This window comes from Mesorhizobium sp. WSM4807 (assembly GCF_055811615.1).
In genome coordinates, this window is sequence record NZ_JBVVQY010000003.1 from 173,967 (window position 1) to 199,145 (window position 25,179).

The window sequence follows — 25,179 nt, forward strand, 5'->3', positions numbered from 1 at the left end:
TTACTCCGTCGCCGTCAGGCCAATCGAGACGGCAAAGGCGGTGAATTTCTTCGCTTCCTCACTATCGGAGCCAAAAACGGCGATACCGCGATTGAGCGCGTCGCGTGCCTGATCGGCCTTGCCCAGCACGACATAGGAACGAATAAGCTGCATCCATCCTTCCGCATCGCGCGGGTTTTGCCGAAGTCTTTCATCAAGTCCCGCAACCATGGTGTTGATCATCGCTTCCCTATCCTGCGGCGACATCGACGAGGCGGCATCGACATCCCCGGCGTCCGGGCCTTTTGCAGGCACTCCCGAAGCGACGCTCTGCCTGGCGGATTCGGCCAGTGCCTGCTCGACGGCGGCGCGCCAGGCTGAGTCCTGCGGCAGGGCCGCGAGCATTTTCTGCCAGCCAGCTGTCGCCTCCGCAATGCGGCCTTCCTGCGCCATGCCCATCGCCAGATAAAAGCTGGCCTTCGGATTTGCCGGATCGAGCTTCAGCGCCGCCTCGAAGGCGGCCTGAGCGTCGGCCGAGACAATGCCGCCCGCTGCGCTGGCGATCGCCTCGCCGAGGCCGGCCTGGCGGGCAGCGCTGTCGCCGTCGAGGCGAATGGCGTTGCGGTACGCCGTCACCGCGTCGGAAAACCGCTGCATGCGCAGATAGACCGGCGCCAGAACATCCCAACCCCTGCCGTCGGACGGATTGGCGGCAAGGTGGGCCTCGGCGCGTGCCACCAGTTCGTCCACCGAACTGTCGGCGGGATTCCTGGCCAGTCGCTCGCTGAGCGGCTGCGACGGCAGCTCGGGCGAGCCGAGCTGGCTGTACAAGCCCCAACTGACCAGCGGAACCGCCAGGACCGCGGCCGTCGCAACCAGCCTGGTCGCCATCGACGGCTGCCGCGCCGCTGCTTTGTCGGCGGCATTGTCCAGGCGAAGGATGCGGCGGGCGATCTCCGCACGCGCCTCTTCGGCCTCCGCCGGCTGGATCAGGCCACGCGCCACGTCCCGGTCAAGCTCGGACAACTGGTCGCGATAGACTTCAAGGTCATGATCGCTGCTCGCCGAACCACCCTTCGGGCCGCCGGCCAGCGGCAGCAGAACCGCCAGGCTTGCACCCAGCGTGAGAATGGCAGCTATGACCCAGAACAGCATGCTTCTTCCAATAACGGCAGAGCCCTGCCCTGCCAACACAGGCGTCCTGCGACGCTTTGACGGCAGATGCGTCGCATGTCCTTGATTGATGTCAACCGGACCTAAAGCGCGTCGCGTTCGACCGGCCTCATGCGACGCGCTTTAGGCTGTTGTTTTCATGCATGTCGTTATCGCAAAACCGCTGCACACTTTTGCGCGACATGCATTATCCGGCCGGTCGTTACGTCAGTGGCGTCCAGCTGCCATCGGCGTTGCGGCAAGCGGTTCCGCGCGCGGTGGCGCCGGCAGCGCCGGTAAAGACCGTATGGGTGTATTGCCGGCAGTCCTGCGAGCCGACACGATAGGGCTGGGCGGGCACGACTTCGCCGTAATGCGCCGACCGATCGCTCTTCCATGTCACCTTCTGGCCGCTCGCCGTGTACTCGAGCGCCCTGTATTCCGCTTCCAGCGCCTTGCGCTTTTCCGGATCGCTCAAGCCGGTACCGATGGATCCGCTGACGAGGCCGCCCCCCATGGCGGAAATGATCGTCGTCGCGATCTTGCCGTCACTTGGCGGCGTGGCGGCCGGTTGCGGCGCCACCGTGGGGCCAGAGCTCTTGCCCAGCGTCGTGCAGCCGGAAACGGCCAGCAGTGCGGAAACGAGCGCGACGCGAATCTTCATGCCAACAACCGGTTTTCTTGAGTTAGAGCTGGGCCGCGCCATCGGGGAAGTCGGCGTGGCCATAGTGTCGATGTTTGTCGGAAATTTGGCCGCGGCCGACGGCTCCGGGACCAGTCGACATGCCGCAATATCACGCACCGTCGATCAATGTCGACTGGCCCAGCAAAAGCATAAGTCTAGTGAAGGCTCCGCAATCGAACCACCGCCTTCAACCCGCCCATGCTCGACCGTTCCAGAGCCAGAACGCCTCCATACTCGTTGACCAGGTCGGCGACAATGGCAAGTCCAAGCCCGGTCCCCGGCTTTGTCTCGTCAAGCCGCCGTCCGCGCTTCAGCGCCTCGCGCGCCTCGTCTTCGGGAATGCCCGGGCCGTCATCTTCGATGCTGATCTCGAACAGATTGACAGCACCCTCCTTGCCGACGCCACTCTTCTTGCCAGAGATTGGCGCCACCGACACGGCGACCGCGCTCTTTGCCCATTTCATGGCGTTGTCGAGCAGATTGCCAAGCAATTCTTCCAAATCCTCGCGTTCGCCGGCAAAGACGATATCGACTGCCGGCAGCGAAAGCGAGAGAGCGGTCTGCGGGTTGAGTTTTTGCAGAACGCGCACCATGCGCTGGACCAGCGGCGCCACCGGCGTGCGGTAGACGACGCTGTCGCGTTGCGCCGCAACGCGGGCGCGCTGCAGATAATGGTCAACCTGCTTCTGCATAGAGGCGGCCTGCTCGGCTATGAGCTGGCCCTTGGCGCCGCCGAGCGCCCGCCCCTCATTGATCAGCACCGCCAGCGGCGTCTTCAGCGAATGGGCGAGGTTGCCGACCTGCGTCCGCGAGCGCTCGACGATACGCTTGTTGTTTTCGATCAGCGCGTTGGTCTCGTTGGCGAGCGGCTCGATCTCGGCCGGGAAGCGACCGTCGAGCCTTTGCGCGGTTCCTTCGCGCACCATGGCGAGAGCGTTCCTGACCCGGCGCAATGGCTGCAGGCCCAACAGGATCGCGATGGCGTTGATGGCGATCATGCCGACGCCGAACAGGGAAAGATAGGTCAGCAGGCGACGCTGGAAGGCGCCTATCTCCTGCTCGAGCTCGGTCTTGTTGCCCATGACACGGAAGCGCGCTGCGCGATTTTTCGCGTCGAGGACGAATTCGCTCTCGAACACTTCCAGTTCCTCGCCATCGATGCCTTCTGTCGCATAGCTGCGCTGGAAGCTGGCATTGAAAGGAACCTCGGCGACGCTTGGCGACAGGATCGCCTTGGTCATCGAGGAGGAGTGCAGCTCACCGCGCACGCCTTCCGACGCGGGCTCCACCGACCAGTACCAACCGGAATTCGGCTCCGAGAACCGAAGATCGCCAAGGTCGGGAGCGCCGGTCAGCGAACCGCCTTCGGACACGCCGACCGAGCCGATCAGGTTGAACAGATGCGCCGACAACAAGCTGTCGAAACCGCGCTCGCTCGCCTGGCGATAGAGGGTCGTGATCAGAGTGAAGATGACAATCAGGGTGAGTATCGCCCAGACCGTGGAAAAGGCGATCACCCGGAACGCCAGCGAACGCGGCCAGAACCGCAGTGAAAGCGGCGTTCTTGCAGTCTGTTTGAGCGGTTCCGCCTTACGCCTCCGGCTCACGCATTCGATAGCCCATGCCGCGAACGGTTTCTATCATGTCGATGCCCATCTTCTTGCGAAGCCGCCCGACAAAGACCTCGATTGTGTTGGAATCGCGGTCGAAATCCTGATCGTAGAGATGCTCGACCAGCTCGGTCCGGGACACGACCTCGCCCATATGGTGCATCAAATAGGCAAGCAGGCGAAATTCGTGCGACGTCAACTTGAGCGGCACGCCGGCGACATCGGCCTTAGAGGCCTTGGTGTCGAGCCGCAGCGGCCCGCATGTCAGCTCGGACGACGCATGGCCAGCCGCGCGCCGGATGAGCGCCCGGACCCTGGCCAGCACCTCTTCGATGTGGAACGGCTTGGTGACATAATCGTCGGCGCCGGCGTCGATGCCGGATACCTTGTCGCTCCAGCGATCGCGCGCCGTCAGAATCAGGACCGGCATCTTGCGGCCGCCGCGCCGCCAGCGCTCGACCACGCTGATGCCGTCCATCTGCGGCAAGCCAATGTCGAGCACCACGGCATCATAGGGTTCGGTGTCGCCGAGGAAATGCCCTTCCTCACCGTCGAAAGCCCGGTCGACGACATAGCCGGCATCGACCAGCGCGTCCGATATCTGCCGGTTGAGATCCTTCTCATCTTCGACAACGAGTACGCGCATGCGGGGATCATACCTGTTGAAGATCTGGCCTGTTGAAGATCTGGCCTGTTGAAGAGCTGCCCCGTTGAGAAGCTGGGCGTCAGATATAGGCCGATTCCAGCGCTTGGGAAACGGGAGGGATCAGTTCAGCGGAACGACGATCTCGGTGCGGCGCGGACGCTGCCCGTCCTTGCCCGGGACCAGCACGACGATGACGCAGACCGGCTGGCCACCGCGCGTCGACTGCGACGCCTTGGCCAGCGTGCCGCCATTCTGCTCGGCAACCTGCTGACCGATCGCGTAGCAGTCGGAAGAAGCCAGGACGATCGGCCGGTTCTGCTCGGGCACGACGACCGGCAGCGCCGCCGCCGGCGACGCGAACAGACCGGCAGCGCAGAGCGCCAATGTCGCGGTTCGGAAATGGGAGCGAAGCGTTTTCATGATCAGCGTCCTAACGCATCGGTGCTGAACGTGAAATGAACAGTGAACGCCTGCAACACATGCCTATCTCACCCCCCTGAAACGCGAGACAACCGACCTTATGATTTGGCCGCCCCAACCCGGCAAACTCATCCAAGCGCCAGTCTAGACTGTGTTGCAGCCAGATTGAAAGCGCGTCAGGCGTTTTCTTCCGTCACGGCGCGAAAGCGCAGCAGCCCGTGATAGGCTGAAAGGTCCTCGTCGTAACGGGCCTCGGTGAATTCGAGCCTGAGTTTGATGCGGTGATGCTTGTCGAGCGCAAGCGCCGCATCCTGGAGGCGGGTGCTGACAAGGTCCATCACATCGAGCATTTCTTTCCTGGCCTCGGACTTCGACCAGAAATGCAGCGTGAAAAGCTGCTCGGCATCGTTCTCCAAGCCGGTTGTCCAGTCGTAGACGCTGGTCCGGCCGTAGGTGACATAGGGAAATGGGACATTTTCCGGGGCATGATCGAACAGTTTTGCGCCGCCCAATGCCACTGACAGGGAACCATCACCGTCCAACGCTTCGAACAAGGCCTTCTGCAGCGCGGCGGCGGGCGCGGTCATCGTCTTCTCCCTCGCCCGTCACGGCTGAACAGGCCTTCACCCCGACAGCGATTTCCGCTTGCAGCGTAGCCGCGTTGACGTTCTGGCGCCAGATCACTGGATTTCCAAGGTCCCGATCGCGCGGACGGTCGGGATCTATCGAAAATCGGCCGCTGTCAGCACATACATGCTCTTGCCGGTGCGGGCATAAGCATTCCTTGCGACGTCATGTATGGGACCGACTGCCGAATCGAAGGCGGCGAGATACGTGGCTTCGGCTGTCGCCGTCCCCGGCGGTGCCGTCGAGATGGCGTCTGCATGGATAAAGAAAGAAATCTGGGACATGCCGTCATAACCGACGAAGCGGATCCGTCGGCTCGCCTCGTCGTAGCTTCGGCTTAGATTTGGAAATGTCAGGCTCATGACTTGACCGCCGTTAAGCGGCCCCCGCCTTCTTGACTGCCGCCCGCTTTTTCTTGGGAGCGACGGGATTGAGGGCTTCCGCCGCACGGTCGGCCTCTTCCTTGGCCAGCCGCAGCGCCCGCAACCTTTCGGTCTTGATAGTCCTGGCTTTGGCCTCGGAAATATATTCGGCCGTAGCCTGGTTTCGCTCCGCGGTTTTCTTCTGCTTCTCCATGAAGCGCGCCTCAGCTTTTTCCATGATATTCTGATTGAGTTCCGCCATCGATAAAATCTCCTTTTCGCTGAGGTGATGAAAATTAGTTTCTCACCTAAAATAGGAACTCGGAACGGAAAAACCAATTTTCACAAATGTTTTTGATTGATCAAATGTCTGAAAGACATCATGAAATAATACTAGAAATTGCATTCGCACCGACCCCAAATGCCGTACCGACTGCTCATATACCCCGCTCCAATCAGCGCTAGATCGGAAAACGGCCCGCGCCGGCCCCGCTGGCTTCAGGCTGACGGTTTCTTGCTTCGGCGGTCCAGCAAACTCGAGCTCACGCTGCGGACGAGGACGAGCATGGCATCCACCGCCTCCTCGTCCGACAGGCCCTGGTTCTCAACAAGCGATCGTATGTGGTGAGCGGCAATCTGGGCGCATTGCTTGGCGACGACGTCATTACTGCCGGGCCGGGCACATGGGTGTTCAAGCCGCGGGGCCAGTGGCATACGTTCTGGAACGCTGGCGACACACCGTGCGAAATTATCGAAGTAATTTCGCCGGCGGGGTTTGAGAACTATTTCCGCGAGTTGGCAGCGATCTGGCCCGACAGGACAAAGTCCGGCGAACTTTTACGAAAGTACCAACTGGATATGGACTTCGAGAGTGTTCCAGACCTCTGCGCTCGTTTTGGACTGACGTCCGTCCGCCCCGCCGCAACGATCCGCGCCGAGGATAGCGGATGACGGCGCAGCGCCTCCGCCCGATTTCGCAGCGATAGACGAACGAAACGGGATGACCGCCGAAAGGGCAAGGCGCAGCATCCACGGCCCGGATATGGTTAGGGCTCACGGCCGCCACCTATTCGAGCAGGGACTGCACTGATCCTCACGACACCGGTGCTGCGCCACCCTCTTCCGTGCGCCGCGCTATGAATTCGTCGAGAACACCTGATGTGGCAGCGGCGGAAGCCGGCGGCCGAAAATCGGCCAGCAGCCGTTTCCAGATGCCGGTGGCGCGCTCCGTGGCGGTTCTTGACCCGGCCTGCGTCCAGTTGCCGAAATTCGACCAATCGGCGACCAGCGGCTCGTAGAAAGCGGTGCGGTAGCGCGCCATTGTGTGCCCGGCCGAAAAGAAATGCCCGCCCGGCTGCACTTCGGCGATAGCCTCGAAGCCGATCGCGGCCTCGTCTCCGGGCGTCGCCGCGCAGAGTTCGGCGACCGTCTGCAGTGCCTCGATATCGGTGATCAGCTTCTCGAATGAAACGCTCAAGCCGCCTTCGAGCCAGCCCGCGGCATGGATGCAGACCGTTGCACCCGCAAGCACCGAGCCCCACAGAGCGAACTGCGTTTCATGGGCCGCCTGCGCGTCCGATATGTTGGCGGCGCTGCCGCCGCCGGACCGCCAGGGAAGGCCGGTGAGGCGCGCAAGCTGACCGGCGCCGAGAGTGGCCTTGACGTGCTCCGGCGTGCCGAACGCCGGCGCCCCCGACTTCATGTCGACATTGGAGGAGAACGAACCATAGACGACCGGCGCGCCCGGTCGCACATTCTGGGCCAGCGTCAGCCCGGCCAGCGCTTCGGCGTGCTGCAGCGTCAGGGCGCCGGCCACCGTGATCGGCGCCATGGCGCCGGCCAGGCAAAAGGGCGTGATGATCAACACTTGCCCCGCCTTGGCAAAGTCGATGATGCCTTGCGCCATCGGAATTGTCGAGCTGACGCGGCGAATTGGTGTTGATGACGGTGTAGCAATGAGCGCCCGAACGGAATTCGGCCTCGGACAGGCCGCGCGCCAGCCGCAGCATCTCGAAGCCGTCCTCGACCTGCGGCGTGCCGCGCGCGAAGACGAACGGTAACTTGTCGGAGAGCGTCAGTTGAGCCCGGTTGACGGCATAATGGCGGAAACGGTTGTCGATGTCCTGCGGCTCGATGCAAGGTCCCAGCATATGCAGGACGTCGAAATGCTGCACCAGGCGGATCAGATCCTTGAAAGCGGCAAGCGTTCCCGGCCGCCGGCCGCGCTCTAGATCAGTGACGTTCGGCGCCCCGGACCCCGCCAGGAACGTCATCGAGCCAAGCTCGAGCGTCAGGTCGCGGGCACGGTCACCAGCGTGCGCCCGGATCGATTTCGGCGCAGAGACCAACGCCGCCGCGACAATGTCGCGGCCGATGCGCACCATTTGACTGTCTTCGTCGACCAGCGCACCGGCACGAGCAAGAATGGTGCGCGCCTCCGGCAGCAGCACCTTGACGCCGAGTTCCTCGAGCACGCGCAGCGCCGTATCATGTATCGCGGCGACCTGGTCGGCCGAAAAGATCGGCTGCGGCAGGAACGGGTTCTTCAGCGAACGATAGTCCGGCCGGCGGCTGGTCTCGCTGCCGGCCTCGCCGGTTCGTCCGCGCCTGCGTTCGCGCCTGAGATCACGTGCGGCGTCATCGATCATGGCGGATACTCCTCATTGCCGTATTGCCCTGGCGCTGGGGATCGTAGGGAGAAGCCGCTATGACGCGCGCCGGCCGCTCGGCCCAGTTCGTTGAGGCGGGCAGGATACTTGCACTGTACATATGTGTCTAGTACGGTTGTATGCAGTTCGCCTCATGCCTATTGTGCGGCCATGATCATGATTGCTCCGCAGGACGAGCCGGCGCCCGGCAACATCAAGGTGACGCGCTGGGACTGGATCAATCTTGCACTCCAGACATTGATTTCAGACGGCATCGAAAGCGTGCGCGTGCTGCCGCTCGGCCAGAAGCTCGGCGTTTCGCGCTCAAGCTTTTACTGGTACTTCGAGAGCCGTCAGGATCTGCTCGACCACTTGCTTGCCCATTGGCGGAACACCAACACCAGGGCGATCGTCGAACGCGCGCAGCGGCCAGCCGAAAGCATCATCATGGGCGTCATGAACGTGTTCGAATGCTGGGCGGACGAGCGCCTGTTCAATCCCAGGCTCGACTTCGCCATCCGAGAATGGGCGCGTCGCTCCGACGACGTGCGCCGGGCCATCGACCAAGCCGACAATGACCGGCTAGGCGCGATCCGCGACATGTATCGCCGGCATGGCTACGACGAAGAGGATGCCTTCATCCGCGCCCGTGTCCTTTATTACATGCAGATCGGTTATTATGTGCTCGACCTCAAGGAACCGGTCGAGGCGAGAGTCAGTCATCTCGCCGCCTATCTGCGCAGTTTCACCGGCCAGGAGCCAAGCGACGCCGACGTGGCACATTTCATGCGCTTTATCGCGGCGCGGTAATTTGAAAGCGGATGCGAGGTGCCAAGGCTGTGGAGGTTGCAGGCCCCTACCCCTCGCATCGACAATCCGTGCCGCAAAAGTCCCCCTCGCCCTTGTGAGCGGGGCCAAAATGGACGAATAGTCTTGGCTGGCGCGCCGCCCTGAAATTGCCCGCATGCAGTTTCTCAGTGAGAGGCGTAGCCGCAGCCGGATCCTGGAATGGCCAGTCCTTTGAAACCACGCAAAAGAAGAGGTCCGATTGCCGCAAGACTGCTGGCAGCGGATGCGTGGTTCGATTCCTCGCTCTACGAGATCGGCTTCAAGGCGCGCCGGTTCTGGGAAGCGGCCACGATTTTTTTCCGGCGCTTCCGCGTCTCCGGCTGGCGCCGCGGCATCATCGAACTGTTGAGCGAAGGTTTCACCCTCGGCGCCGGCGGCATCGTCGTCATGCTGGCGCTTGCCTTGCCGGCCTTCCAGGAAACCGCCGGCGACTGGCGTGCCCAAGGCGATTTCGCCATCACCTTCCTCGACCGCTACGGCAATGAAATCGGCCAGCGCGGCATCATCCAGCGCGATTCGGTGCCGGTCGACGAGATGCCCGACCAGGTCATCAAGGCGGTGCTGGCCACCGAGGATCGGCGTTTCTTCGATCACTACGGCATCGATGCGCTCGGCCTTTCGCGCGCGATCTTCGCGAATGTGCGGGCGAATTCCGTGGTGCAGGGCGGCTCGAGCATCACCCAGCAGCTGGCCAAGAACCTGTTCCTGACCAATGAACGGACGCTGGAGCGGAAGGTCAAGGAAGCCTTCCTGGCGCTGTGGCTCGAGGCCAATCTGTCGAAGAAGGAAATCCTGCAGCTCTATCTCGACCGCGTCTATATGGGCGGCGGCACGTTCGGCATCGAAGCGGCCGCCGATTTCTATTTCGGCAAAAGCGTCAAGGATGTGAACCTCGCCGAAGCGGCGATGCTGGCCGGCCTGTTCAAGGCACCGACCAAATACGCGCCGCACATCAACCTGCCTGCTGCCAGGGCGCGGGCCAATGTGGTGCTGTCGAATCTCGTCGAAGGCGGCTTCATGAGCGAGGGTCAGGTGCTGCAGGCGCGGCTGAATCCGGCTGAAATCGTCGACCGCGGCGAGCAGAAGAGCCCGGATTACTACCTCGACTGGGCATTCGAAGAGGTCAAGAAGATCGCCGCGAAGTCCGGCCAGCATTCGCTGGTCGCTCACACCACTTTCGACGCCAACATCCAGAAGGCGGCGGAAGAATCTATGGAATTCCATCTCCGCCAGTTCGGCAAGGAATACAACGTCACCGAAGGCGCCATGGTGGTCATCGAAACCAATGGTGCAGTCAGGGCGATCGTCGGCGGCCGCGACTACGGTGCCAGCCAGTTCAACCGCGCCACCAAGGCGCTGCGCCAGAGCGGCTCATCGTTTAAACCCTACGTATACGCAACGGCGATGGAGCACGGCTTCACGCCGGACTCCGTCGTTTCCGGCGGGCCGATCTCCTGGGGTGCCTGGTCGCCGCACAATTACAATGACGGACGCGCCGGCAAGGTCACGCTGATCACGGCGATGGCCAAATCGGTCAACACCGTGCCGGTGCGGCTGGCCAAGAATCATCTCGGCATCAAGCCGATCAAGGCGATGGCGGAAGCCATGGGCGTCGAATCGCCGCTCGAATCGCACAAGACGATGGTGCTCGGCACATCGGGCATGACCGTGATGGACCAGGCGACAGGCTATAGCGTGTTTGCCCAGAACGGCTTCGTCGGCTCCCGGCATGGCATCACCCAACTCGTCACCCGTACCGGCGAGGTGGTTTACGATTTCGCCAAAGATGCGCCGCCGCCGCACCGTGTGCTCTCGGAACAGGCGCTGAAGTCTATGAACACCATGCTGGCGGCGGTGCCGGTGATGGGCACGGCGCGGCGCGCTGCTCTTCCCAATATCGTTTCGGCCGGCAAGACCGGCACAACGCAGTCTTACCGCGACGCCTGGTATGTCGGATTCACAGGCAACTACACGGCTGCCGTGTGGCTCGGCAATGACGACTTCACCCCGACCAACAACATGACCGGCGGCTCGCTGCCGGCGATGGTCTGGCAGCGGCTGATGGTCTATGCGCACCAGAATATCGACCTCAAGCCGATCCCCGGTCTCGATCATCCCTTCGTCGACGAAGAGATCGCCGCCAAGGCCGAGGAAGCGGAAAAGAAGAATGCCGAGCAGGCAGCGGCCGACACTGCCGCCGAGCGCCCGCCGGTGCTGTCCAGCCAAACAACGCGGGCGCTCAGGGACATCACAAGACTGTTCCAGTCAGCGCCCGTCCTACAGGCGCCTGCGACGCCGGAGACCCTGTCGGCGCTTTGACGCCGGCACGACGAGCCAGGGCATGCTCGCGCCGGCAATTCCACAGAGGTCCGCTTGCCATCGCCCCCTGCCCCGCGATATCCCCGGGCGGCACTCCTCTTTTTTCCCGCGGCTCTTCATGCTCAAGAACGCATTCCTGACGCTCCTCGCGCTTGCCATAGCCATCGGCGGCGGCGGCGGCAGCGTCTGGTACGCTCTCAAGACGCAGGGCGGCATCGGCGCGATCAGGATCGGCCCATGGACAGCGTTCCCCGATATCGGCACGAGGGCGGCGGATCCTTATTCGAAAGCCCGCGTGGCGCGCGAGGGTATCCTTGCACTCGGGCAGGCAGAAGGCCTGTCCTTTATCGCCGAGCGCGATTCCGGTGGCGAACAATTGAAACGCCAATGCGCCTATGAAATCGAAGGTGGATTTCCCGCGGCCCGGTTCTGGACCCTCTATGCCGCCGATCAATCGCTCGGGGTGGTCAAGGCCGGCAAGCCAAGGCTTGCGGCACTTCAATCACACCAGGTTCTGCGCCAACCCGACAATTCGGTAGTGATTTCCGTCAGCAACCGCCCCACACCCGGCAACTGGCTGCTTTCCGGCGGCTTCGGCCGGATGTATTTCGTGCTGACATTCTACGACACGCCGATCGCCAGCAGCACGGGTCTTTCGGATATCACGCTGCCGCAGATCCTGAAGGTCGGCTGCAATGCGTAGGCTGCTGCACGCGATCCTGCTCGGCCTGCTGGGCGCCGGCATCGTGCACATCGTCGTGCTGCTGCTCGTCCCGGAATTTTCCGAACGTGATGCGTGGTCGCGGCTGGCCATGGCCTCGGACCTCTATAGGATGACCAGGCTGGACGCCGAGGCCGGCGGTACGCCGGTGGTAAAATCCGTCGATCCGCTGTTTTATGCGGCTGCTTGCCGGTTCGATCTGTCAGAAGGGATGGTTCGGGTGAAGGCACCAGGAAACGTCCCGTTCTGGTCCGTATCGGTCTATGACCGCAGCGGCCATAACATCTACTCCTTCAACGACCATAGTGCGACCGGAAGGGTGCTGGACAGTATCGTACTGACGCCGGCGCAGATGATCGAGATCCGCAAGGAGCTCCCGGAGGAATTGCAAGGGGCAATCTTCGTCGAGGTGCCCGTCGACGAAGGCATGTTCGTCATCCGCTCGTTTGTGCCCGACGACAGCTGGAAGCCGGTCGTGTCGCGGTTTCTCGAGCAGAGTTCCTGCGAACTGCAGGCCTACTGACGTCAACCGAAATATGCCGCCGGTTTCCGGCCCAACAGGGTGCGCGGCGCTCTTTTACAGTGTTAGAGCGTCCTTTGCGCGCCCAACAGGGCGCGCGGCGCTCTAATGATGCGGAACAGGCAGCGTCCCCGACGATCCCGGCATCGTCCTTGACGAGCCCGGCTTATCTGGACCCGCGCCTGGCCGCGTCTCGCCCGTCAGCTGCCGTGGCTCGTAGCGGACGCCTGGGAAAATGATCACCGCCGCCGGCGTTCCGGTGTTTCGTTCTGCTCGATTGGTTGCCGCCGTTCGCGGCACGAAAGACAGTACCATGCCCATGGTTCGTGCATTCCTCTCGGTTGCCCCGGAGCACAACGCAACGCCTCCAATCTGATTAAGGACGGCAGTAGGTTAACGGAACGCTAACGGATCGCCGCTAATTTGATCTTTGTTCTGAGGTCAGGAAGTCCTGACCCGAGGCAAATGCGAAACCGACACAGTCCCGGTCGAGCATGGTCCAGATCGTGTCGAGTGTCAGGCGTATCCTTCGTGTCAGCTTCGGATTTCAGGCAAATCGCTATACGGGCTGAATCGGGAAAGGCCGAAAGGCTGTTCCGCGCGGCGGTGTCGGCGTTCTGTTCGCTCACCCGCCCTTCGCGCCGGGAGATCGCACAACTTGAGGATCTGACGCTTCCGCTTTTCGCCAATGTGTCGGTCGAATCGCGCCGCTATGTCGCCGCCGCCCTTTCCGAATGCGAATACGCACCCACTGCGCTGGTCCGGCGGCTTTGCGGGGAGCCGGTCGACGTTGCCGCGCCGTTGCTCATCCGCTCGCGCGCGCTGAGTGATATCGACCTCGTCGCGCTGATCGGACGGCACGGCCTGCCGCATGCGCGCGCCATCGCGCGCCGCAAGGATCTGAACCCGACCATCGCCCAGTTGATCAGGGCACTTGAAAAGCCGACGCTGGTGAGCGTGCGGCAGCAGGAGGCGGTCGCCAAGACGGCGCCTAAAAGCGCCGAAGTCATCGCGCCCAGCCCCGACAGCCAGCATGTGCCCGGCGCCGCCGCCGAGAATGCACGGCGCCGGCTGCGGTCGATGATGCGTGCCGATGATGAGAGCGGCGGCGCGACCGTCAATCCGTTCGCCGGCGCTGAAACCTATGTCAAACTGCGCGAGACGGCGCTGACCGGCAATGTCGCATTCTTCCAGACAGCACTGGCCGACGCGCTCGAAATCGATTTTTCAACGGCGCGGTCGCTCACCGCAAACCAGAACTACACGTCGCTTCTAGCCGCCCTGCGCGCGCTTGATCTCGGCGAAGAGAGGGCGTTCCTGATCACCGTCGCCGTCTATCCCACAGAGTTTCCGCACCCGCAGGCTATTCGCATCTTCCTCGACCGCTACCGACTGCTGCATCGCGACGCAGCGCTGGACAGGCTACGCGGCTGGAAGGCCGAGACACTGTCGAAGGCCATTCGCAATGCCGGACCGGTTGCGGCAAACGCCGACATCCGCAAAGCGGACAGCGACAATGCTGCCGCCAGCCCTAAAGCGCGTCGCGTTTGACCGGCCTCATGCGACGCGCTTCAGGTTGTTGTTTTATGCACGCCGTTATCGCAAAACCGCTGCACACTTTTGCGCGACATGCATTAAGGCGCGTCGGGTCTGAAAGAGATTCAAGCGAACGCTTTAAGCCTTTGTTTTCATGCATATCGTTAGAGCGACTTGACGGAAATAAGTTCCTCGACGGGAACAGCGCCGGCCTCGATCTCGACGACCCAGATGTCGGGATCGAATTTCTTCTCCCTTTCCAGTTGTGCGTCAAAAACGGCGGCATCCTCGCCGGCGCCGAGCAAACTGAAGAATCGGTCGTCGGGTTTGGCTGAATCGTAGCTCGTCTGCGGCGCCGGTCCAAACAAGGCAATCTCGCCCATGCGGCCTCGCGCCAGCACGAAGACGGCGCCGGCCTCGGTTGCGCCGCGCTTGACCACGGCGGCAAAGCCGCCGGCGCCGAAAACCCGGCGCAACAGGGCCGATACCCACAGATCGGTGGTTATGCGCATAGCAGCATTCTGGACGACATCGGACGGTACTTAGAGCGCTTTGCGTTTGGGTGAAACCAGAACCGCGCGCCTCCGCCCATCAGTTGGTCAGGCCGATCTCGCGCATCTTGACGTAAACGACCTCGTCGGGCTCGCCGGTCTCAGGCAGCCCGAACAGCGACTGGAACTCCCTGATCGCTGCCTTGGTGCGGGCCCCGACCACGCCGTCGAGTTGCATATCGTCATTGCCGAATGCCTTCAACCCAGCCTGGATCTTGATGATACGTGCGTCGGGTGCCTGCGCCGGCGCATCTGCCGGCGCCGAAGCGGAGACGGGAATCGCGGCCAGGTCGTCCGGACGAGGTGCCGGATGCGGCACGACCGTCGAGGCGGTTGGCGTGGCGCCCAGTTGATCGAGCAGAACGCTGTCGATTTCACCGGAAGCGTTGAGCCCGACCTTCTGCTGATAGGCTTGTATGGCCTTACGCGTGTTGGGGCCAGAAATGCCGTCGACCGTGCCGGAATAGAAATCCAGGTCCTTCAATATGCCCTGGATCTGCTCGACGACCGGATCGCTCTTGATCGGGGCCAAGCCCGGCCGCACGATGTTGATAGTGGTTTCGGGCTCGTCGGCGCCTGCTTGAGGAAAGTTCTCTATGCTCCTGGTCGCGAAAAACGCGCCGGCATGAGGAAAAGGCTGATACCACAGGGCGTTCGCCGAGACGTACAACAGCGTCACCAGGAAGGCGGTCGAACCGCCGACCAGAACCGGATTGCGCGAGATCAGGCTGCCGACCGCGACCGCGCCACCCTGGAAGGCATCGCCGCGGCGCTTGACCGTCTTAGGCTGTTTTGCGGAGCGAGCCATGCCTGTCCCCTTTCGTCTCCGCCTTCGCCGCAGGCATTGGCAGCACGCCGGGCTTGTCCGTCGAACGTCCCTTCGGTCCGTTCACCGGCAAGCTGATCGTGACCGTGGTGCCCTCGCCCGGCATGCTTTCGATCGACATCGTGCCCTCGTGCAGCGCCACCAGGCCCTTCACCAGTGACAGGCCGAGCCCGGTTCCCTCGAAGCGGCGCGTATAGTCGTTCTGGATCTGCATGAACGGCTTGCCGAGATTGGCAAAGTCTTCCTCGGCGATGCCGATGCCGGTGTCCCTGACCCAGAAATGCAGTCGCGAGCCGATCCGCTTGGCGCCGACGACGACATCGCCGCCATCGGGCGTGAATTTGATGGCATTGGAGACTAGGTTGATGAGTATCTGCTGCACGGCACGACGATCGGCGTTTATCTCGCCGGCATCCGGTGCGATCTGAGCCTGCAGATCGATGTTCTTTGCCTCGGCCTGCAAGCGCATCATCGACTGGCACATTTCGACCGCTTCCACGAAACGGAACGGTTCCGGCTCGGTTGCATAGGCGCCGGCTTCGATCCTCGACACGTCGAGTATTGAGGTGACGACGGCAAGCAAATGCTGGCCGGACTCCTTGACCAGGCCGACATATTCCTTCTGGCGCGGATCCTTGAAGGTGCCGAACATCTCATGCAGCAGCATGTCGGAAAAACCGATGATGGCGTTCAACGGCGTGCGAAGCTCGTGGCTGACGACCGCCAGAAACCGTCCCTTCGCCACTTCGGCAGACGCGGTCGCCTCTTTCGCAGCGGCAAGCTCTTCGCGCAAGCCGACGAGTTCGTCGTTCTCGCGCAGGACGAGCGCGAAGACGTCCTCCTGCTCCGCCCGCATCAGCTCAAGGGAAAACGGCCGGTAATTGTCCGCCATTGGGCCGTTGCCGTTTTGCGGCAGTCGGACGCGAAGATCGAGCCGACGCGCCGACGCGCCATCGCGCATATCGGCCAGCGCGCTGAGGTATGCGACGCGATCGGACAGATGGATGCGGTCGAACAGGCCGCTACCGGACAGCAGTTCCGGCTGCAGCTTCAGGATCGTGCGCGCCTTTGCCGACGCATCCAGAACCTCGCCATGCCTGCCGGCCCGCAGGACAACGGCGTCAATGATGTTTTCGAGCCGATCGTCGGTCGCCGGATCAAGACGCGCGCCGGCCGGATTGCCAAGTCTCGCGACGCGCGGAACGACGGTGAGCGTCCAACCCAGCGGCAGCAGCCAATGCCAAGCGGTGATTTCCGCCGGGCTGAACGGGAAACCTGAACCGGCAAAAGCCTGCAGCAGGATAGCGACAAATGCAGCTATGGCGCCCCAGAGTGCGGCGCGACGAGACGCCCCGATCCACCAGGCTTCGAACGGCAGCGCCACGACAAGCATGGCGACCGGCGAGGCCAGACCGTCCGCCGCGGCAATGACACCGGCAAGAGCAAGACTGCCCATCACCAGGGCGACCTGGCCGGCGAACGCCATCTTGCCCGATGCCGCCACCAGCAAGGCGGCAAACCAGCAGAGGCCGAAAGTCGCAAAGATCGCAGCCATGGTCACGGCCGCGCCCATGCCCGAGGTGACCAGCGTGACCGCTGCGCCTGCCGCAAAGAACGGAGCGGCCAGCATGACACCGATAAACCGGCGCTGGCACCGGCGGTCGTTCTGTCCGAGGATCGACGGATGAACCATACGTTCGCAACCGGCTGCCATAGCGCCGGGCAACTCAACGTATCTGGCCCTTATCGAACTCAACTCAACGCACTCGCACCTGGTCGTGAACTGCCCTGCTTCGCAGGATTGCTTTTGTTGATCTGAAACTCGCATCCAGCGTTTAAGGAATGGATAAGGCAGGAACCGATCAATGCCCGGCCTGAGACAAATATTGGGAGGCCGGCGCGGCAAAACCTTGGCAATTGCAGCCATAGTAAATGGAGCGTTATCCGGGCGAACCGCCCTTTCGCCTCCGACAGTCGCCACCGGCACGCTGCGTTTCGGGGAAATCACTACGGAAAACAATTAGATGGATGGTTAACCTCAAGTAAAGAAAATCGGCTGGATTTGAGACAAATCCATTGCAAAATGCTTCGTTTCGAATTTGCCTAAAATTTGAGGAAAATTTTCGCTGACCGGGCAAGCCGTCCTTTGCGCGTCTATGCCACTATCGTACCCATAAGGGGTCATGCCGCACGAATGCATGATCCGGTCACAGATGAGGGCATACAGATGGGCTTTCTGATCAGAATGGCTTTCTGGTTTTCGCTGGTGCTTCTGGCACTGCCGCTGAATGTCGGCTCCGACGAGACAGGCCACCAAAGCGTCGGGCCGATCCAGGCGTTGTTTGCGGCACGCGAAGCCGTCGGCGACATTGCCGGCATATGCGAGCGCAGGCCCGATGTCTGCGAGACCGGCAAGTCCGCAATGCACACGATCACCGCCCGGGCCAAGGAGACCGCCAAGATCGCGGCCGCCATGTTGGACGACAAGACCGGCGAACCAGACACGGCGACAATGACCGGCAGCGTGCCCGAAGACATCGTGTTGCCCGCGAAAATCGACTTGCCGGCGAAAATCGATCTGCCGGCGAAAAACTAAGATATTTTTAGCGCATCTGTCACTGCACCATAGGCCGTCCGCCCGTCGTCGCCTATGGTGTTTTCCTCTTTTTCCGTGACGCGGCGTCGCCGGATGACTATATCCGAGGTGATGACCACGACGATCCAAACGATCCGCGACGACTTCTCCCTGCTTGACGAGTGGGAAGACCGCTATCGCTATGTGATCGAACTGGGCGAGGCCCTGCCGCCGTTTCCCGATGAGGAACGCAACCCTGCCAACAAGGTGCCCGGCTGCGTCAGCCAGGTCTGGCTGACCACCGAATATGGACCGGGTCCCGACCCAGTCGTCACCTTCGCCGGTGATTCGGACGCCCATATCGTGCGCGGCCTTGTCGCTATCATGCTGGCGCTGTTTTCCAGACGACCTGCCAGCGAGATCCAGAAAACCGACGCGGAAGCCACGCTGAGGGCACTTGGCCTCGACGAGCACCTGTCGCCGCAACGCGCCAATGGTCTTCGTTCCATGGTCAAGCGCATCAAACGCGACGCCGAGGCGGCGTTGAGGCAGACCGCCTGATTAGGCCGCGCGATTGCCCCGAATGACGGAGAGCCCGCACATGACGCAACGCATATCGGCTGCTCCAGCAATGCTCCGAAACCAAAACGGCGCCCGGAGGCGCCGTTGATCGTTCAACCCACGTTGGGAAGAGCCGATATCAGCGCCCCTTGCGCTTGCGGCCGAGACCCATTTTCTTGGCGAGCTGGGAGCGGGCGGCAGCATAGTTGGGAGCAACCATCGGGTAGCTTGCGTCCAGGCCCCATTTTTCACGATACTCGTCCGGCGTCAGACCGTAGTGGGTCATCAAGTGACGCTTCAGCGACTTGAACTTCTTGCCGTCTTCAAGACATACGATGTAGTCGTCATGGACGGAGCGTTTCGGGTTTACTGCCGGCTTCTGCTTGTCGGCAGGAGGCTGTTCACTGGCCCCGCCCACGCGCCCGAGGGCGGCATGGACATCGGCGATGAGGCTCGGCAGTTCGCCGACCGGCACCGGATTGTTGCTGACATAGGCGGCTACGACGTCGGCCGTCAATTCGATCAGCGCATCACTATTTCTGGAAGGTGTTTCGATAATATCCATGGCTTCCTGGCCCCAACGTGAGTTGTTTCTATCTGCGCCCTATTTTTGACAGGTCGGGCATCGCGCGAAATTTTTGCAGGAAAGAGCCTCTGCGATTCGCGTCGCAGCATCCTAATGAGCCACTAAACCAAGTAAGTCAATTCGCTTCTTGCGCTGTATTCATCGATGGCAATAAAATATTCGACGATCAGCTTCAACCTTTCGTGCACTCTGTAACTTTGCGATATTTTCTGGGCAGACCAGCAGCGGCGGACGCCCGGTCGAGTTGCCGTTACATCCATGAGAGCCAGTAAAAAAAATCTCAATGCTTGGCTATGCTTGGTTGTGGCGCAGGCTAGCTGGTTGTTTTCAGAGTCCGCAAAACCATAGGTTGCGATTTGCTGTTGCAAGCAAGCCGGAAATCAGCACCGCGGACCGGCAGTGATCCATCAATGTGGGGTGATGTATTTTCCGTAGACCCAGCCGGTTACGAAATTGCCGTTCTGTGCCGGATCATGCCAGACTTCGTACCAGCGATAGCGGATGCTTCAAGCGCATGACCCCGAAAATCGGAATCGATTTTCGGAAAGGATCATGCGCAGATTCAAAGGTGCTACAGCGTCCTTTGCGCGTCCAGAGGACGCGCGGCGCTGTAGCGCGCCTGCTTGGCGATGTCGAGCAGGTTTATGCCGCCTGTGCATTTCCCGGTCATCTGCAAAACGGCACCGTTGGGATAGGCGGCCTGCTTCAGGGACGATCCCGCCGGATACTTGCGCACGTTGAGCGTGTCGCCAAACGGAACGTTGGTCACTTGCCAAGCTGCGAACACGGTTGCATGAGATTGGCCGGTAAAGGCCAAAACTGTCGAAGCGACGGCGGAAGCCGCAGCAACGTGAAAACGGAATTTCATTTTTCCCTCTCCTCCGGCTCATCTTCTGGGGCCCGGCGCAAACATATTGTCCAGCCCTTGAACCTGCACTGATCGGCGTGTTCATTCGCCATTCAAGTAACTTCCACAGCGAGACGCAATGACCCGAACCCCAGCATTTCCAACTGTCAGCCCGCCGCAACCAGAGAAGCGACCAGTCTTCGATCTCCATCATGGGGTAACCCGGACGGACGACTATGCCTGGCTGAGAGCCGACAACTGGCAAGAGATGTTCAGGGATCCATCCCTGCTCGACGGCCAGATCCGCGCCCATCTCGAAGCCGAGAACGCCTATCAGGCGGCGTTGATGGCCGACACCGCCCAGTTGCGGAAGCAGCTTTTCAAAGAGATGAAGGGCCGCATCAAGGAAGACGATTCTTCCGTGCCGATGAAGGATGGGCCGTACGCCTATGGGTCATCCTTCAAGCTTGGCGGCGAGCAGCCGCGTTATTTCCGCACGCCGCGCGATGGCGGCGACCAGCAGATCCTGCTCGACGGCGACATCGAGGCCGAGGGCAAGGCCTATTTCCGCCTCGGTGGCGTCGACCATTCGGCCGATCACGGCAAGCTCCTGTGGGCGTTCGACGATAAGGGCTCCGAATTCTTCACGCTTCGTGTGCGCGATCTTACCAGCGGCAAGGAGTTGCCGGACAGGATCCCGGACACAGGTGGCGGCGGCGTGTGGGATGCCGGAAATGACGGATTTTTCTACACCCGCCTCGATCCCAACCACCGTCCTTCCAAGGTGCTGTTCCATGCCCTTGGCGACAGTCCTGAGAACGACCGGCTGATCTACGAAGAAACCGATCCGGGCTTCTTCATGAATGTCGGCGGCACCCGCTCCAACGAATGGATCATGGTCGGCATCAACGACCACGAAACCTCGGAATACCGCATCATGAGCGCCAGCGAGCCATTCGCCGAACCGAAGCTGGTTTCGCCGCGCGAGACCGGCCTGCAATACGATCTCGAAGAAGGCGGCGATACCTTCTTCATTCTCACCAATGCCGACGGCGCCAAGGATTTCAAGATCATGACGGCGCCGGCGAGCGACCCGGTGCGCGCCAACTGGCAGGAGTTGGTGCCGCACGAAGCGGGCCGGCTAATCCTTTCGGTGATCGGCTTCAAGGACCATATGGTCAGGCTTGAACGCAAGGAAGGCCTGCCGCGCATCGTCGTGCGTGACCGCAAGAGCGGCGAGGAACACCTCATCTCCTTCGACGAGGAAGCCTTCTCGCTCGGCCTGTCGGGATCCTATGAATACGACACCGAGATCATGCGCTTTTCCTACTCGTCCATGACAACGCCGGCGCAGGTCTTCGACTACAACATGCGGACCCGCAAGCGCGTGCTGCTGAAGACCCAGGAAGTTCCGTCCGGTCACGACCCGGAGCATTACGTGACCCGGCGGCTGATGGCGCCCGCAGCCGACGGCGAACTGGTGCCGATCTCGCTCATCCACCATCGCGACACGCCGCTCGACGGATCAGCGCCTTGCCTGCTTTACGGCTACGGCTCCTACGGCATCACGGTCCCGGCCGCCTTCAACACCAATTTGTTTTCGCTGGTCGACCGCGGCTTCGTCTACGCGATTGCCCATGTCCGCGGCGGCAAGGACAAGGGCTATGGCTGGTACGACGACGGCAAGCGGGCGCACAAGATGAACACGTTCACCGATTTCATCGCGGTCGCACACCACCTCGTCGCCGAGCGCTACACCGCTCATGATCGCATCGTCGCACAGGGCGGCTCGGCCGGCGGCATGCTGATGGGCGCGATCGCCAACATAGCGCCGGAATGCTTCGGCGGCATCGTCGCCGAGGTTCCGTTCGTCGACGTGCTGACCACCATGCTCGACGCGACCTTGCCGCTGACGCCGCCGGAATGGCCTGAATGGGGCAACCCGATCGCTTCGGCGGAAGACTACCGGACGATCGCCGCCTACTCGCCCTATGACAATGTCGGGGCGCTCGACTACCCGCCGATCCTGGCGCTTGCCGGTCTCACCGACCCGCGTGTCACCTATTGGGAGCCGGCCAAATGGGTAGCGCGGCTGCGCGACCGCAAGACCGGCGACAATCCGGTGCTGTTCAAGATCAACATGGACTCCGGCCATGCCGGCGCATCCGGCCGGTTTTCCAGGCTCGAGGAAATCGCCTTCACATATGTGTTTGCACTGAAGGTGGCGGGCAGGGCCGACCTTTCCACCACCGCGCCGCCCACCCTTTTGGACGCGCAAAGGGCGCTGTAGGAGCTTGATCTTGCGCACGATCCCCAACGGGGAATCGATTCCGATTTCGGGTCATGGCCTGGCTGATTTTCCGCTCGCAATTGCGATGGCCGCGCGCTACCCAATGCGCGGCTTTTCGCAGCCGCGCCGCCAAAATCATCCAGTCAAGTCAAGGGTCTGCCATGTTGCTCGTCGACGTCTATCTCGACAAATCGCCCATCCAGGGCATCGGTGTCTTTGCCAAGAACCACATCCCACGGGGCACACTGGTCTGGAAGCTCGATCCCAATTACGACCGGCGTATCCCCGTCGAGGTCTATGAGCGCGAAACCGGGTCGGTTAAAGCCTATCTCGATCGCTATTCCTACCCCGACCGGCGCGACCCGAACTACATCGTTTTCGAAGCCGACGACGCGCGCTACATGAACCATGCCGATGACCCGAATTGCGACGTCGCCACACCCGAGGAGACATATGCGTTGCGTGACATAGCGCCCGGCGAGGAGATGACCTGCGACTACAATCATTTCTTCGAAGCCGGCTTCGATTTCCTCGGCGACCGCTGACGCGCCGCCATCCCGTCCGGTTTTCGCGTCAGCTCAAAGGCTACTTGCGCGCCGGATAGCCATTGGGATGCGGCGGTATGGCCTTCAGATAGGCTGATATTGCCGCCCGGTCCTCGGGCGTCAGTTCGGCCATGTTTCTCTGCACGTCGACCATGGCGCCACCGACGGAATCGAAATCCGGCGTGAAGCCGGTTTCGAGAAAGTAGGCTATGTCGGCCTCCGACCAGTCACTGAGCCCGCCTTCACCCGAAGTAATGTTCGGCACGATGCCGCTGCCTTCGGCAGCAGTGGCTCCGGACAGCCACTCGCTCTTCCTGGTGCCGCCAGCAAAATCACGCGGCGTGTGGCATTCGCCGCAATGGCCCGGCCCTTCGACCAGGTAGCGGCCGGCCATCACCGGATCCGGCGTGCCATCGGGGAAGGAAACCACCGGCTTGTCACTCAAATAGAGGCGCTTCCACAGCCCGATGCCGCGACGGATATTGAACGGGAATCCCAATGAATTGGGCGGCGCCTTGCCGGCGACCGCCGGAAGCGTTTTCAGGAAGGCATGGAGATCGGCAATGTCGGCCGGCTTCATGCGCGCGTAGGATGCATAAGGAAACGCCGGATAGAAATGCTCGCCGCTCGGCGACACCCCCTTCATCATTGCGTTGGCGAGGTCTTCGACCGTCCAGGCGCCGATACCGTCCTTGGCATCCTGCGAGATGTTCGGTGGCACGAAGGTGCCGAACGGCGTCTTGAGTTCGAGACCGCCTGTCAGTTGAAGTCGGGCATCGCCTTGTGAGCCTGGCTTCGCATGACACGATGTGCAGCCTCCGGCTTTAAAAACGCGCTTGCCCCTGGCGGCATCGCCGGGGCCGAGTTGCGCCAGGGTCTCAGTGTCGAGCCTGACCGGCGCCGACTGGAACCAGCCGGCGACAGCGCCGGCGGCGCCCAGTAGGAGGGCGGCGCCGACGAGTTTTTTCAGCCGGCGCATCGCCCGCTATCAGCCCTTCTTTGTCCTGTATGTTTGGTGGCAGGTGCCACAATCGCCGCCTATGGTGTTGAACCCCGCCTTCAAGGCATCAACGTCGGCAGGGGCGGCGGCCGCCGCCGCCTTGACGTCGGCGAGATATTTTTCCTCAACCGTCTTGAAGCCGACCATATCCTCCCAGATCTTGGGGGCAGCGGTGGTGTCGCCGGTTTCGCTGCCAGCCGGGAAAAGGGTCTCGACGTTTGCATGGAATTTCTCGGCGTTCGCCTGCAGCGCCTTCAACGCCACCAGCACGGCCGCGGCGTCATAAGGGGTCTCGCCCTTGACCACTTTCGACAATTGGCCGGCGATCTTTCCACGTTCCTTCATTAGGGCCTGGCGGTCCTGGATCGGATCGGCGAATGCCGCCGAACCGGCGAAGGCGAGCATCGAGATGGCGAGGATAAGCTTTCTCATTCAATTGGCTCCATGGTGAAGATGTTTCGGGTGAAGGTCCGACTGATTGGTAACGGCAAAATTGGCTTAAAAATTCCGGAAATTCGCCTCACGCTTGTGTGAATTTTCGCGACGATCGTTCTGTGCTGGAAAAGGGCGGCCGATCCCTTGAGCCAAAAAGAAAGCCCCGGTTTTGCCGGGGCTTTCTTGCAACTCAGTTAGGCCTATGCCTTTTCGTAGAGCTCGAGGACATGGTCCCAGTTGATGAGACTGTCGACGAAGGCTTCGAGATATTTCGGCCGGGCGTTGCGATAGTCGATGTAATAGGAGTGCTCCCAGACATCGACGCCCAGGATCGGCGTCGCGCCATGGACCAGCGGGTTCTCGCCGTTCGGCGTCTTCGAGATCGCCAGCTTGCCGTCCTTGACCGAAACCCAGGCCCAGCCCGAACCGAACTGAGTGGTTCCGGCGACGATGAAGTCGGCCTTGAACTTGTCATAGCCGCCGAGGTCGCTGTCGAACGCCTTTTGCAGCGCGCCCGGCAATTTGTTGCCGCCGCCGCCCTTCTTCATCCACTTCCAGAAATGGATGTGGTTGTAATGCTGGCCGGCATTGTTGAAGAGCCCGGGGTTCTTGCCGAAGGACTGTTTCACAACCTCTTCGACCGACAAATCGCCGAGCCCGGCTTCGGCAGCAAGCTTGTTGCCGTTGTCGACATAGGCCTTGTGGTGCTTGTCGTGGTGATACTCCAGCGTCTCCTTCGACATGTAAGGCTGCAAAGCCTCGTAGTCATAGGGCAAGGCGGGCAGTTCAAAAGCCATCGGTCGTACTCCTCGTGGAAAAATCCGGTGCAATACTGGACTAACATAGGTCTGGATTGATATGGAGCAACTCCGGAATGAAGCGCCGGTTC

The 25,179-nt window shown here is 61.6% G+C and carries 26 protein-coding genes and 1 pseudogene; 10 read left to right on the plus strand and 17 right to left on the minus strand.

What is annotated here, in order from left to right; all coding sequences use genetic code 11:
- The 8 genes from ccmI to AC0L3N_RS05125 form a co-directional block, all read right to left on the minus strand.
- Positions 1–1,134, minus strand: coding sequence for a c-type cytochrome biogenesis protein CcmI (gene ccmI / locus AC0L3N_RS05090; RefSeq protein ID WP_473546095.1), 1,134 nt, complete (start codon positions 1,132–1,134; stop codon positions 1–3).
- Between the two features lie 220 nt (positions 1,135–1,354).
- Positions 1,355–1,795 (minus strand): hypothetical protein, encoded by a 441-nt coding sequence (locus AC0L3N_RS05095; protein WP_258118304.1) that lies wholly within the window; start codon positions 1,793–1,795, stop codon positions 1,355–1,357.
- 176 nt (positions 1,796–1,971) lie between these two features.
- Positions 1,972–3,423: an ATP-binding protein gene (locus tag AC0L3N_RS05100; RefSeq protein WP_473546097.1), complete on the minus strand. Its 1,452-nt coding sequence runs from the start codon at positions 3,421–3,423 to the stop codon at positions 1,972–1,974.
- Positions 3,407–4,072 (minus strand): response regulator transcription factor, encoded by a 666-nt coding sequence (locus tag AC0L3N_RS05105; RefSeq protein ID WP_473546099.1) that lies wholly within the window; start codon positions 4,070–4,072, stop codon positions 3,407–3,409. The genes AC0L3N_RS05100 and AC0L3N_RS05105 overlap by 17 nt, the downstream gene beginning before the upstream one ends.
- Positions 4,073–4,192: 120 nt before the next feature.
- Positions 4,193–4,492, minus strand: coding sequence for a hypothetical protein (locus AC0L3N_RS05110; RefSeq protein ID WP_473546101.1), 300 nt, complete (start codon positions 4,490–4,492; stop codon positions 4,193–4,195).
- Between the two features lie 176 nt (positions 4,493–4,668).
- Positions 4,669–5,079 (minus strand): DUF3168 domain-containing protein, encoded by a 411-nt coding sequence (locus AC0L3N_RS05115; protein ID WP_473546103.1) that lies wholly within the window; start codon positions 5,077–5,079, stop codon positions 4,669–4,671.
- A gap of 135 nt (positions 5,080–5,214) precedes the next feature.
- Positions 5,215–5,481 carry a DUF1488 family protein gene (locus AC0L3N_RS05120; RefSeq protein ID WP_473546105.1) on the minus strand — a complete coding sequence of 89 codons (267 nt, stop codon included), beginning with the start codon at positions 5,479–5,481 and terminating at the stop codon, positions 5,215–5,217.
- Positions 5,482–5,494: 13 nt separating this feature from the next.
- Complete coding sequence (locus tag AC0L3N_RS05125; RefSeq protein ID WP_473546107.1) at positions 5,495–5,743, minus strand: hypothetical protein; 249 nt, start codon at positions 5,741–5,743, stop codon at positions 5,495–5,497.
- A gap of 362 nt (positions 5,744–6,105) precedes the next feature.
- On the opposite strand from AC0L3N_RS05125, the gene AC0L3N_RS05130 reads away from it, so the two are divergent.
- The gene (locus tag AC0L3N_RS05130) at positions 6,106–6,432 is read left to right on the plus strand and encodes a cupin domain-containing protein (protein WP_473546109.1); all 327 of its coding nucleotides are present in this window, start codon (positions 6,106–6,108) and stop codon (positions 6,430–6,432) included.
- A gap of 142 nt (positions 6,433–6,574) precedes the next feature.
- Here AC0L3N_RS05130 and AC0L3N_RS05135 read toward each other — a convergent pair.
- Positions 6,575–8,129: pseudogene (locus AC0L3N_RS05135) on the minus strand (trimethylamine methyltransferase family protein).
- A 171-nt stretch (positions 8,130–8,300) separates the two neighbouring features.
- Here AC0L3N_RS05135 and AC0L3N_RS05140 point away from each other — a divergent pair.
- The 5 genes from AC0L3N_RS05140 (at position 8,301) to AC0L3N_RS05160 (ending at position 14,089) form a co-directional block, all read left to right on the plus strand.
- Positions 8,301–8,939 (plus strand): TetR/AcrR family transcriptional regulator, encoded by a 639-nt coding sequence (locus AC0L3N_RS05140; protein WP_473546111.1) that lies wholly within the window; start codon positions 8,301–8,303, stop codon positions 8,937–8,939.
- Between the two features lie 198 nt (positions 8,940–9,137).
- Positions 9,138–11,297: a transglycosylase domain-containing protein gene (locus tag AC0L3N_RS05145; protein ID WP_473546113.1), complete on the plus strand. Its 2,160-nt coding sequence runs from the start codon at positions 9,138–9,140 to the stop codon at positions 11,295–11,297.
- A gap of 118 nt (positions 11,298–11,415) precedes the next feature.
- Positions 11,416–12,000: a DUF1214 domain-containing protein gene (locus tag AC0L3N_RS05150; RefSeq protein WP_123149210.1), complete on the plus strand. Its 585-nt coding sequence runs from the start codon at positions 11,416–11,418 to the stop codon at positions 11,998–12,000.
- A complete protein-coding gene (locus AC0L3N_RS05155; protein WP_123149211.1) occupies positions 11,993–12,541 on the plus strand; it encodes a DUF1254 domain-containing protein in 549 nt (182 codons plus the stop codon). Before AC0L3N_RS05150 ends, AC0L3N_RS05155 begins: the two co-directional genes overlap by 8 nt.
- Positions 12,542–13,069: 528 nt before the next feature.
- A complete protein-coding gene (locus tag AC0L3N_RS05160; RefSeq protein ID WP_123149213.1) occupies positions 13,070–14,089 on the plus strand; it encodes a hypothetical protein in 1,020 nt (339 codons plus the stop codon).
- Positions 14,090–14,238: 149 nt separating this feature from the next.
- On the opposite strand, the gene AC0L3N_RS05165 is transcribed toward AC0L3N_RS05160, so the two are convergent.
- The 3 genes from AC0L3N_RS05165 to AC0L3N_RS05175 form a co-directional block, all read right to left on the minus strand.
- Complete coding sequence (locus AC0L3N_RS05165; protein ID WP_123149214.1) at positions 14,239–14,586, minus strand: DUF1491 family protein; 348 nt, start codon at positions 14,584–14,586, stop codon at positions 14,239–14,241.
- Positions 14,587–14,665: 79 nt separating this feature from the next.
- Positions 14,666–15,433, minus strand: coding sequence for a peptidoglycan-binding domain-containing protein (locus tag AC0L3N_RS05170; RefSeq protein ID WP_123149215.1), 768 nt, complete (start codon positions 15,431–15,433; stop codon positions 14,666–14,668).
- Positions 15,408–17,144 (minus strand): PAS domain-containing sensor histidine kinase, encoded by a 1,737-nt coding sequence (locus AC0L3N_RS05175; RefSeq protein ID WP_473546116.1) that lies wholly within the window; start codon positions 17,142–17,144, stop codon positions 15,408–15,410. The genes AC0L3N_RS05170 and AC0L3N_RS05175 overlap by 26 nt, the downstream gene beginning before the upstream one ends.
- 534 nt (positions 17,145–17,678) lie before the next feature.
- On the opposite strand from AC0L3N_RS05175, the gene AC0L3N_RS05180 reads away from it, so the two are divergent.
- Together AC0L3N_RS05180 and AC0L3N_RS05185 are read left to right on the plus strand one after the other, a co-directional pair.
- Positions 17,679–18,047: a DUF5330 domain-containing protein gene (locus AC0L3N_RS05180; protein WP_473546118.1), complete on the plus strand. Its 369-nt coding sequence runs from the start codon at positions 17,679–17,681 to the stop codon at positions 18,045–18,047.
- A 111-nt stretch (positions 18,048–18,158) separates the two neighbouring features.
- Positions 18,159–18,587, plus strand: coding sequence for a SufE family protein (locus tag AC0L3N_RS05185; RefSeq protein WP_123149279.1), 429 nt, complete (start codon positions 18,159–18,161; stop codon positions 18,585–18,587).
- Positions 18,588–18,726: 139 nt separating this feature from the next.
- On the opposite strand, the gene AC0L3N_RS05190 is transcribed toward AC0L3N_RS05185, so the two are convergent.
- Together AC0L3N_RS05190 and AC0L3N_RS05195 are read right to left on the minus strand one after the other, a co-directional pair.
- Complete coding sequence (locus AC0L3N_RS05190) at positions 18,727–19,152, minus strand: Ros/MucR family transcriptional regulator (RefSeq protein WP_023800837.1); 426 nt, start codon at positions 19,150–19,152, stop codon at positions 18,727–18,729.
- A gap of 592 nt (positions 19,153–19,744) precedes the next feature.
- Entirely contained in the window at positions 19,745–20,041 is a 297-nt protein-coding gene (locus tag AC0L3N_RS05195) for a hypothetical protein (RefSeq protein ID WP_473546120.1), read from the minus strand.
- Between the two features lie 118 nt (positions 20,042–20,159).
- On the opposite strand from AC0L3N_RS05195, the gene AC0L3N_RS05200 reads away from it, so the two are divergent.
- Positions 20,160–22,310, plus strand: coding sequence for a S9 family peptidase (locus AC0L3N_RS05200; RefSeq protein WP_473546122.1), 2,151 nt, complete (start codon positions 20,160–20,162; stop codon positions 22,308–22,310).
- A 161-nt stretch (positions 22,311–22,471) separates the two neighbouring features.
- The gene (locus tag AC0L3N_RS05205) at positions 22,472–22,855 is read left to right on the plus strand and encodes an SET domain-containing protein (RefSeq protein ID WP_123149280.1); all 384 of its coding nucleotides are present in this window, start codon (positions 22,472–22,474) and stop codon (positions 22,853–22,855) included.
- Positions 22,856–22,895: 40 nt separating this feature from the next.
- Here AC0L3N_RS05205 and AC0L3N_RS05210 read toward each other — a convergent pair whose 3' ends face one another.
- From AC0L3N_RS05210 to AC0L3N_RS05220, 3 genes are all read right to left on the minus strand, one after another.
- Entirely contained in the window at positions 22,896–23,834 is a 939-nt protein-coding gene (locus tag AC0L3N_RS05210; RefSeq protein WP_473546124.1) for a cytochrome c, read from the minus strand.
- Positions 23,835–23,843: 9 nt separating this feature from the next.
- Positions 23,844–24,287 (minus strand): c-type cytochrome, encoded by a 444-nt coding sequence (locus tag AC0L3N_RS05215; protein ID WP_473546126.1) that lies wholly within the window; start codon positions 24,285–24,287, stop codon positions 23,844–23,846.
- Between the two features lie 203 nt (positions 24,288–24,490).
- Complete coding sequence (locus AC0L3N_RS05220) at positions 24,491–25,087, minus strand: superoxide dismutase (protein ID WP_473546128.1); 597 nt, start codon at positions 25,085–25,087, stop codon at positions 24,491–24,493.
- Positions 25,088–25,179: the final 92 nt, after the last annotated feature.

What these genes read in the sequence shown, in the direction of transcription:
- AC0L3N_RS05210 (WP_473546124.1), bottom strand. Translation starts at nt 23,834, where the DNA reads ATGCGCCGGCTGAAAAAACTCGTCGGCGCCGCCCTCCTACTGGGCGCC.
- AC0L3N_RS05150 (WP_123149210.1), top strand. Translation starts at nt 11,416, where the DNA reads ATGCTCAAGAACGCATTCCTGACGCTCCTCGCGCTTGCCATAGCCATC.
- AC0L3N_RS05155 (WP_123149211.1), top strand. Translation starts at nt 11,993, where the DNA reads ATGCGTAGGCTGCTGCACGCGATCCTGCTCGGCCTGCTGGGCGCCGGC.
- AC0L3N_RS05200 (WP_473546122.1), top strand. Translation starts at nt 20,160, where the DNA reads ATGACCCGAACCCCAGCATTTCCAACTGTCAGCCCGCCGCAACCAGAG.
- AC0L3N_RS05175 (WP_473546116.1), bottom strand. Translation starts at nt 17,144, where the DNA reads ATGGTTCATCCGTCGATCCTCGGACAGAACGACCGCCGGTGCCAGCGC.
- AC0L3N_RS05195 (WP_473546120.1), bottom strand. Translation starts at nt 20,041, where the DNA reads ATGAAATTCCGTTTTCACGTTGCTGCGGCTTCCGCCGTCGCTTCGACA.
- AC0L3N_RS05220 (WP_473546128.1), bottom strand. Translation starts at nt 25,087, where the DNA reads ATGGCTTTTGAACTGCCCGCCTTGCCCTATGACTACGAGGCTTTGCAG.
- AC0L3N_RS05215 (WP_473546126.1), bottom strand. Translation starts at nt 24,287, where the DNA reads ATGAGAAAGCTTATCCTCGCCATCTCGATGCTCGCCTTCGCCGGTTCG.
- AC0L3N_RS05185 (WP_123149279.1), top strand. Translation starts at nt 18,159, where the DNA reads ATGACCACGACGATCCAAACGATCCGCGACGACTTCTCCCTGCTTGAC.
- AC0L3N_RS05205 (WP_123149280.1), top strand. Translation starts at nt 22,472, where the DNA reads ATGTTGCTCGTCGACGTCTATCTCGACAAATCGCCCATCCAGGGCATC.
- AC0L3N_RS05180 (WP_473546118.1), top strand. Translation starts at nt 17,679, where the DNA reads ATGGGCTTTCTGATCAGAATGGCTTTCTGGTTTTCGCTGGTGCTTCTG.
- AC0L3N_RS05110 (WP_473546101.1), bottom strand. Translation starts at nt 4,492, where the DNA reads ATGAAAACGCTTCGCTCCCATTTCCGAACCGCGACATTGGCGCTCTGC.
- AC0L3N_RS05125 (WP_473546107.1), bottom strand. Translation starts at nt 5,743, where the DNA reads ATGGCGGAACTCAATCAGAATATCATGGAAAAAGCTGAGGCGCGCTTC.
- AC0L3N_RS05105 (WP_473546099.1), bottom strand. Translation starts at nt 4,072, where the DNA reads ATGCGCGTACTCGTTGTCGAAGATGAGAAGGATCTCAACCGGCAGATA.
- AC0L3N_RS05120 (WP_473546105.1), bottom strand. Translation starts at nt 5,481, where the DNA reads ATGAGCCTGACATTTCCAAATCTAAGCCGAAGCTACGACGAGGCGAGC.
- AC0L3N_RS05095 (WP_258118304.1), bottom strand. Translation starts at nt 1,795, where the DNA reads ATGAAGATTCGCGTCGCGCTCGTTTCCGCACTGCTGGCCGTTTCCGGC.
- AC0L3N_RS05170 (WP_123149215.1), bottom strand. Translation starts at nt 15,433, where the DNA reads ATGGCTCGCTCCGCAAAACAGCCTAAGACGGTCAAGCGCCGCGGCGAT.
- AC0L3N_RS05165 (WP_123149214.1), bottom strand. Translation starts at nt 14,586, where the DNA reads ATGCGCATAACCACCGATCTGTGGGTATCGGCCCTGTTGCGCCGGGTT.
- ccmI (WP_473546095.1), bottom strand. Translation starts at nt 1,134, where the DNA reads ATGCTGTTCTGGGTCATAGCTGCCATTCTCACGCTGGGTGCAAGCCTG.
- AC0L3N_RS05115 (WP_473546103.1), bottom strand. Translation starts at nt 5,079, where the DNA reads ATGACCGCGCCCGCCGCCGCGCTGCAGAAGGCCTTGTTCGAAGCGTTG.
- AC0L3N_RS05140 (WP_473546111.1), top strand. Translation starts at nt 8,301, where the DNA reads ATGATCATGATTGCTCCGCAGGACGAGCCGGCGCCCGGCAACATCAAG.
- AC0L3N_RS05145 (WP_473546113.1), top strand. Translation starts at nt 9,138, where the DNA reads ATGGCCAGTCCTTTGAAACCACGCAAAAGAAGAGGTCCGATTGCCGCA.
- AC0L3N_RS05190 (WP_023800837.1), bottom strand. Translation starts at nt 19,152, where the DNA reads ATGGATATTATCGAAACACCTTCCAGAAATAGTGATGCGCTGATCGAA.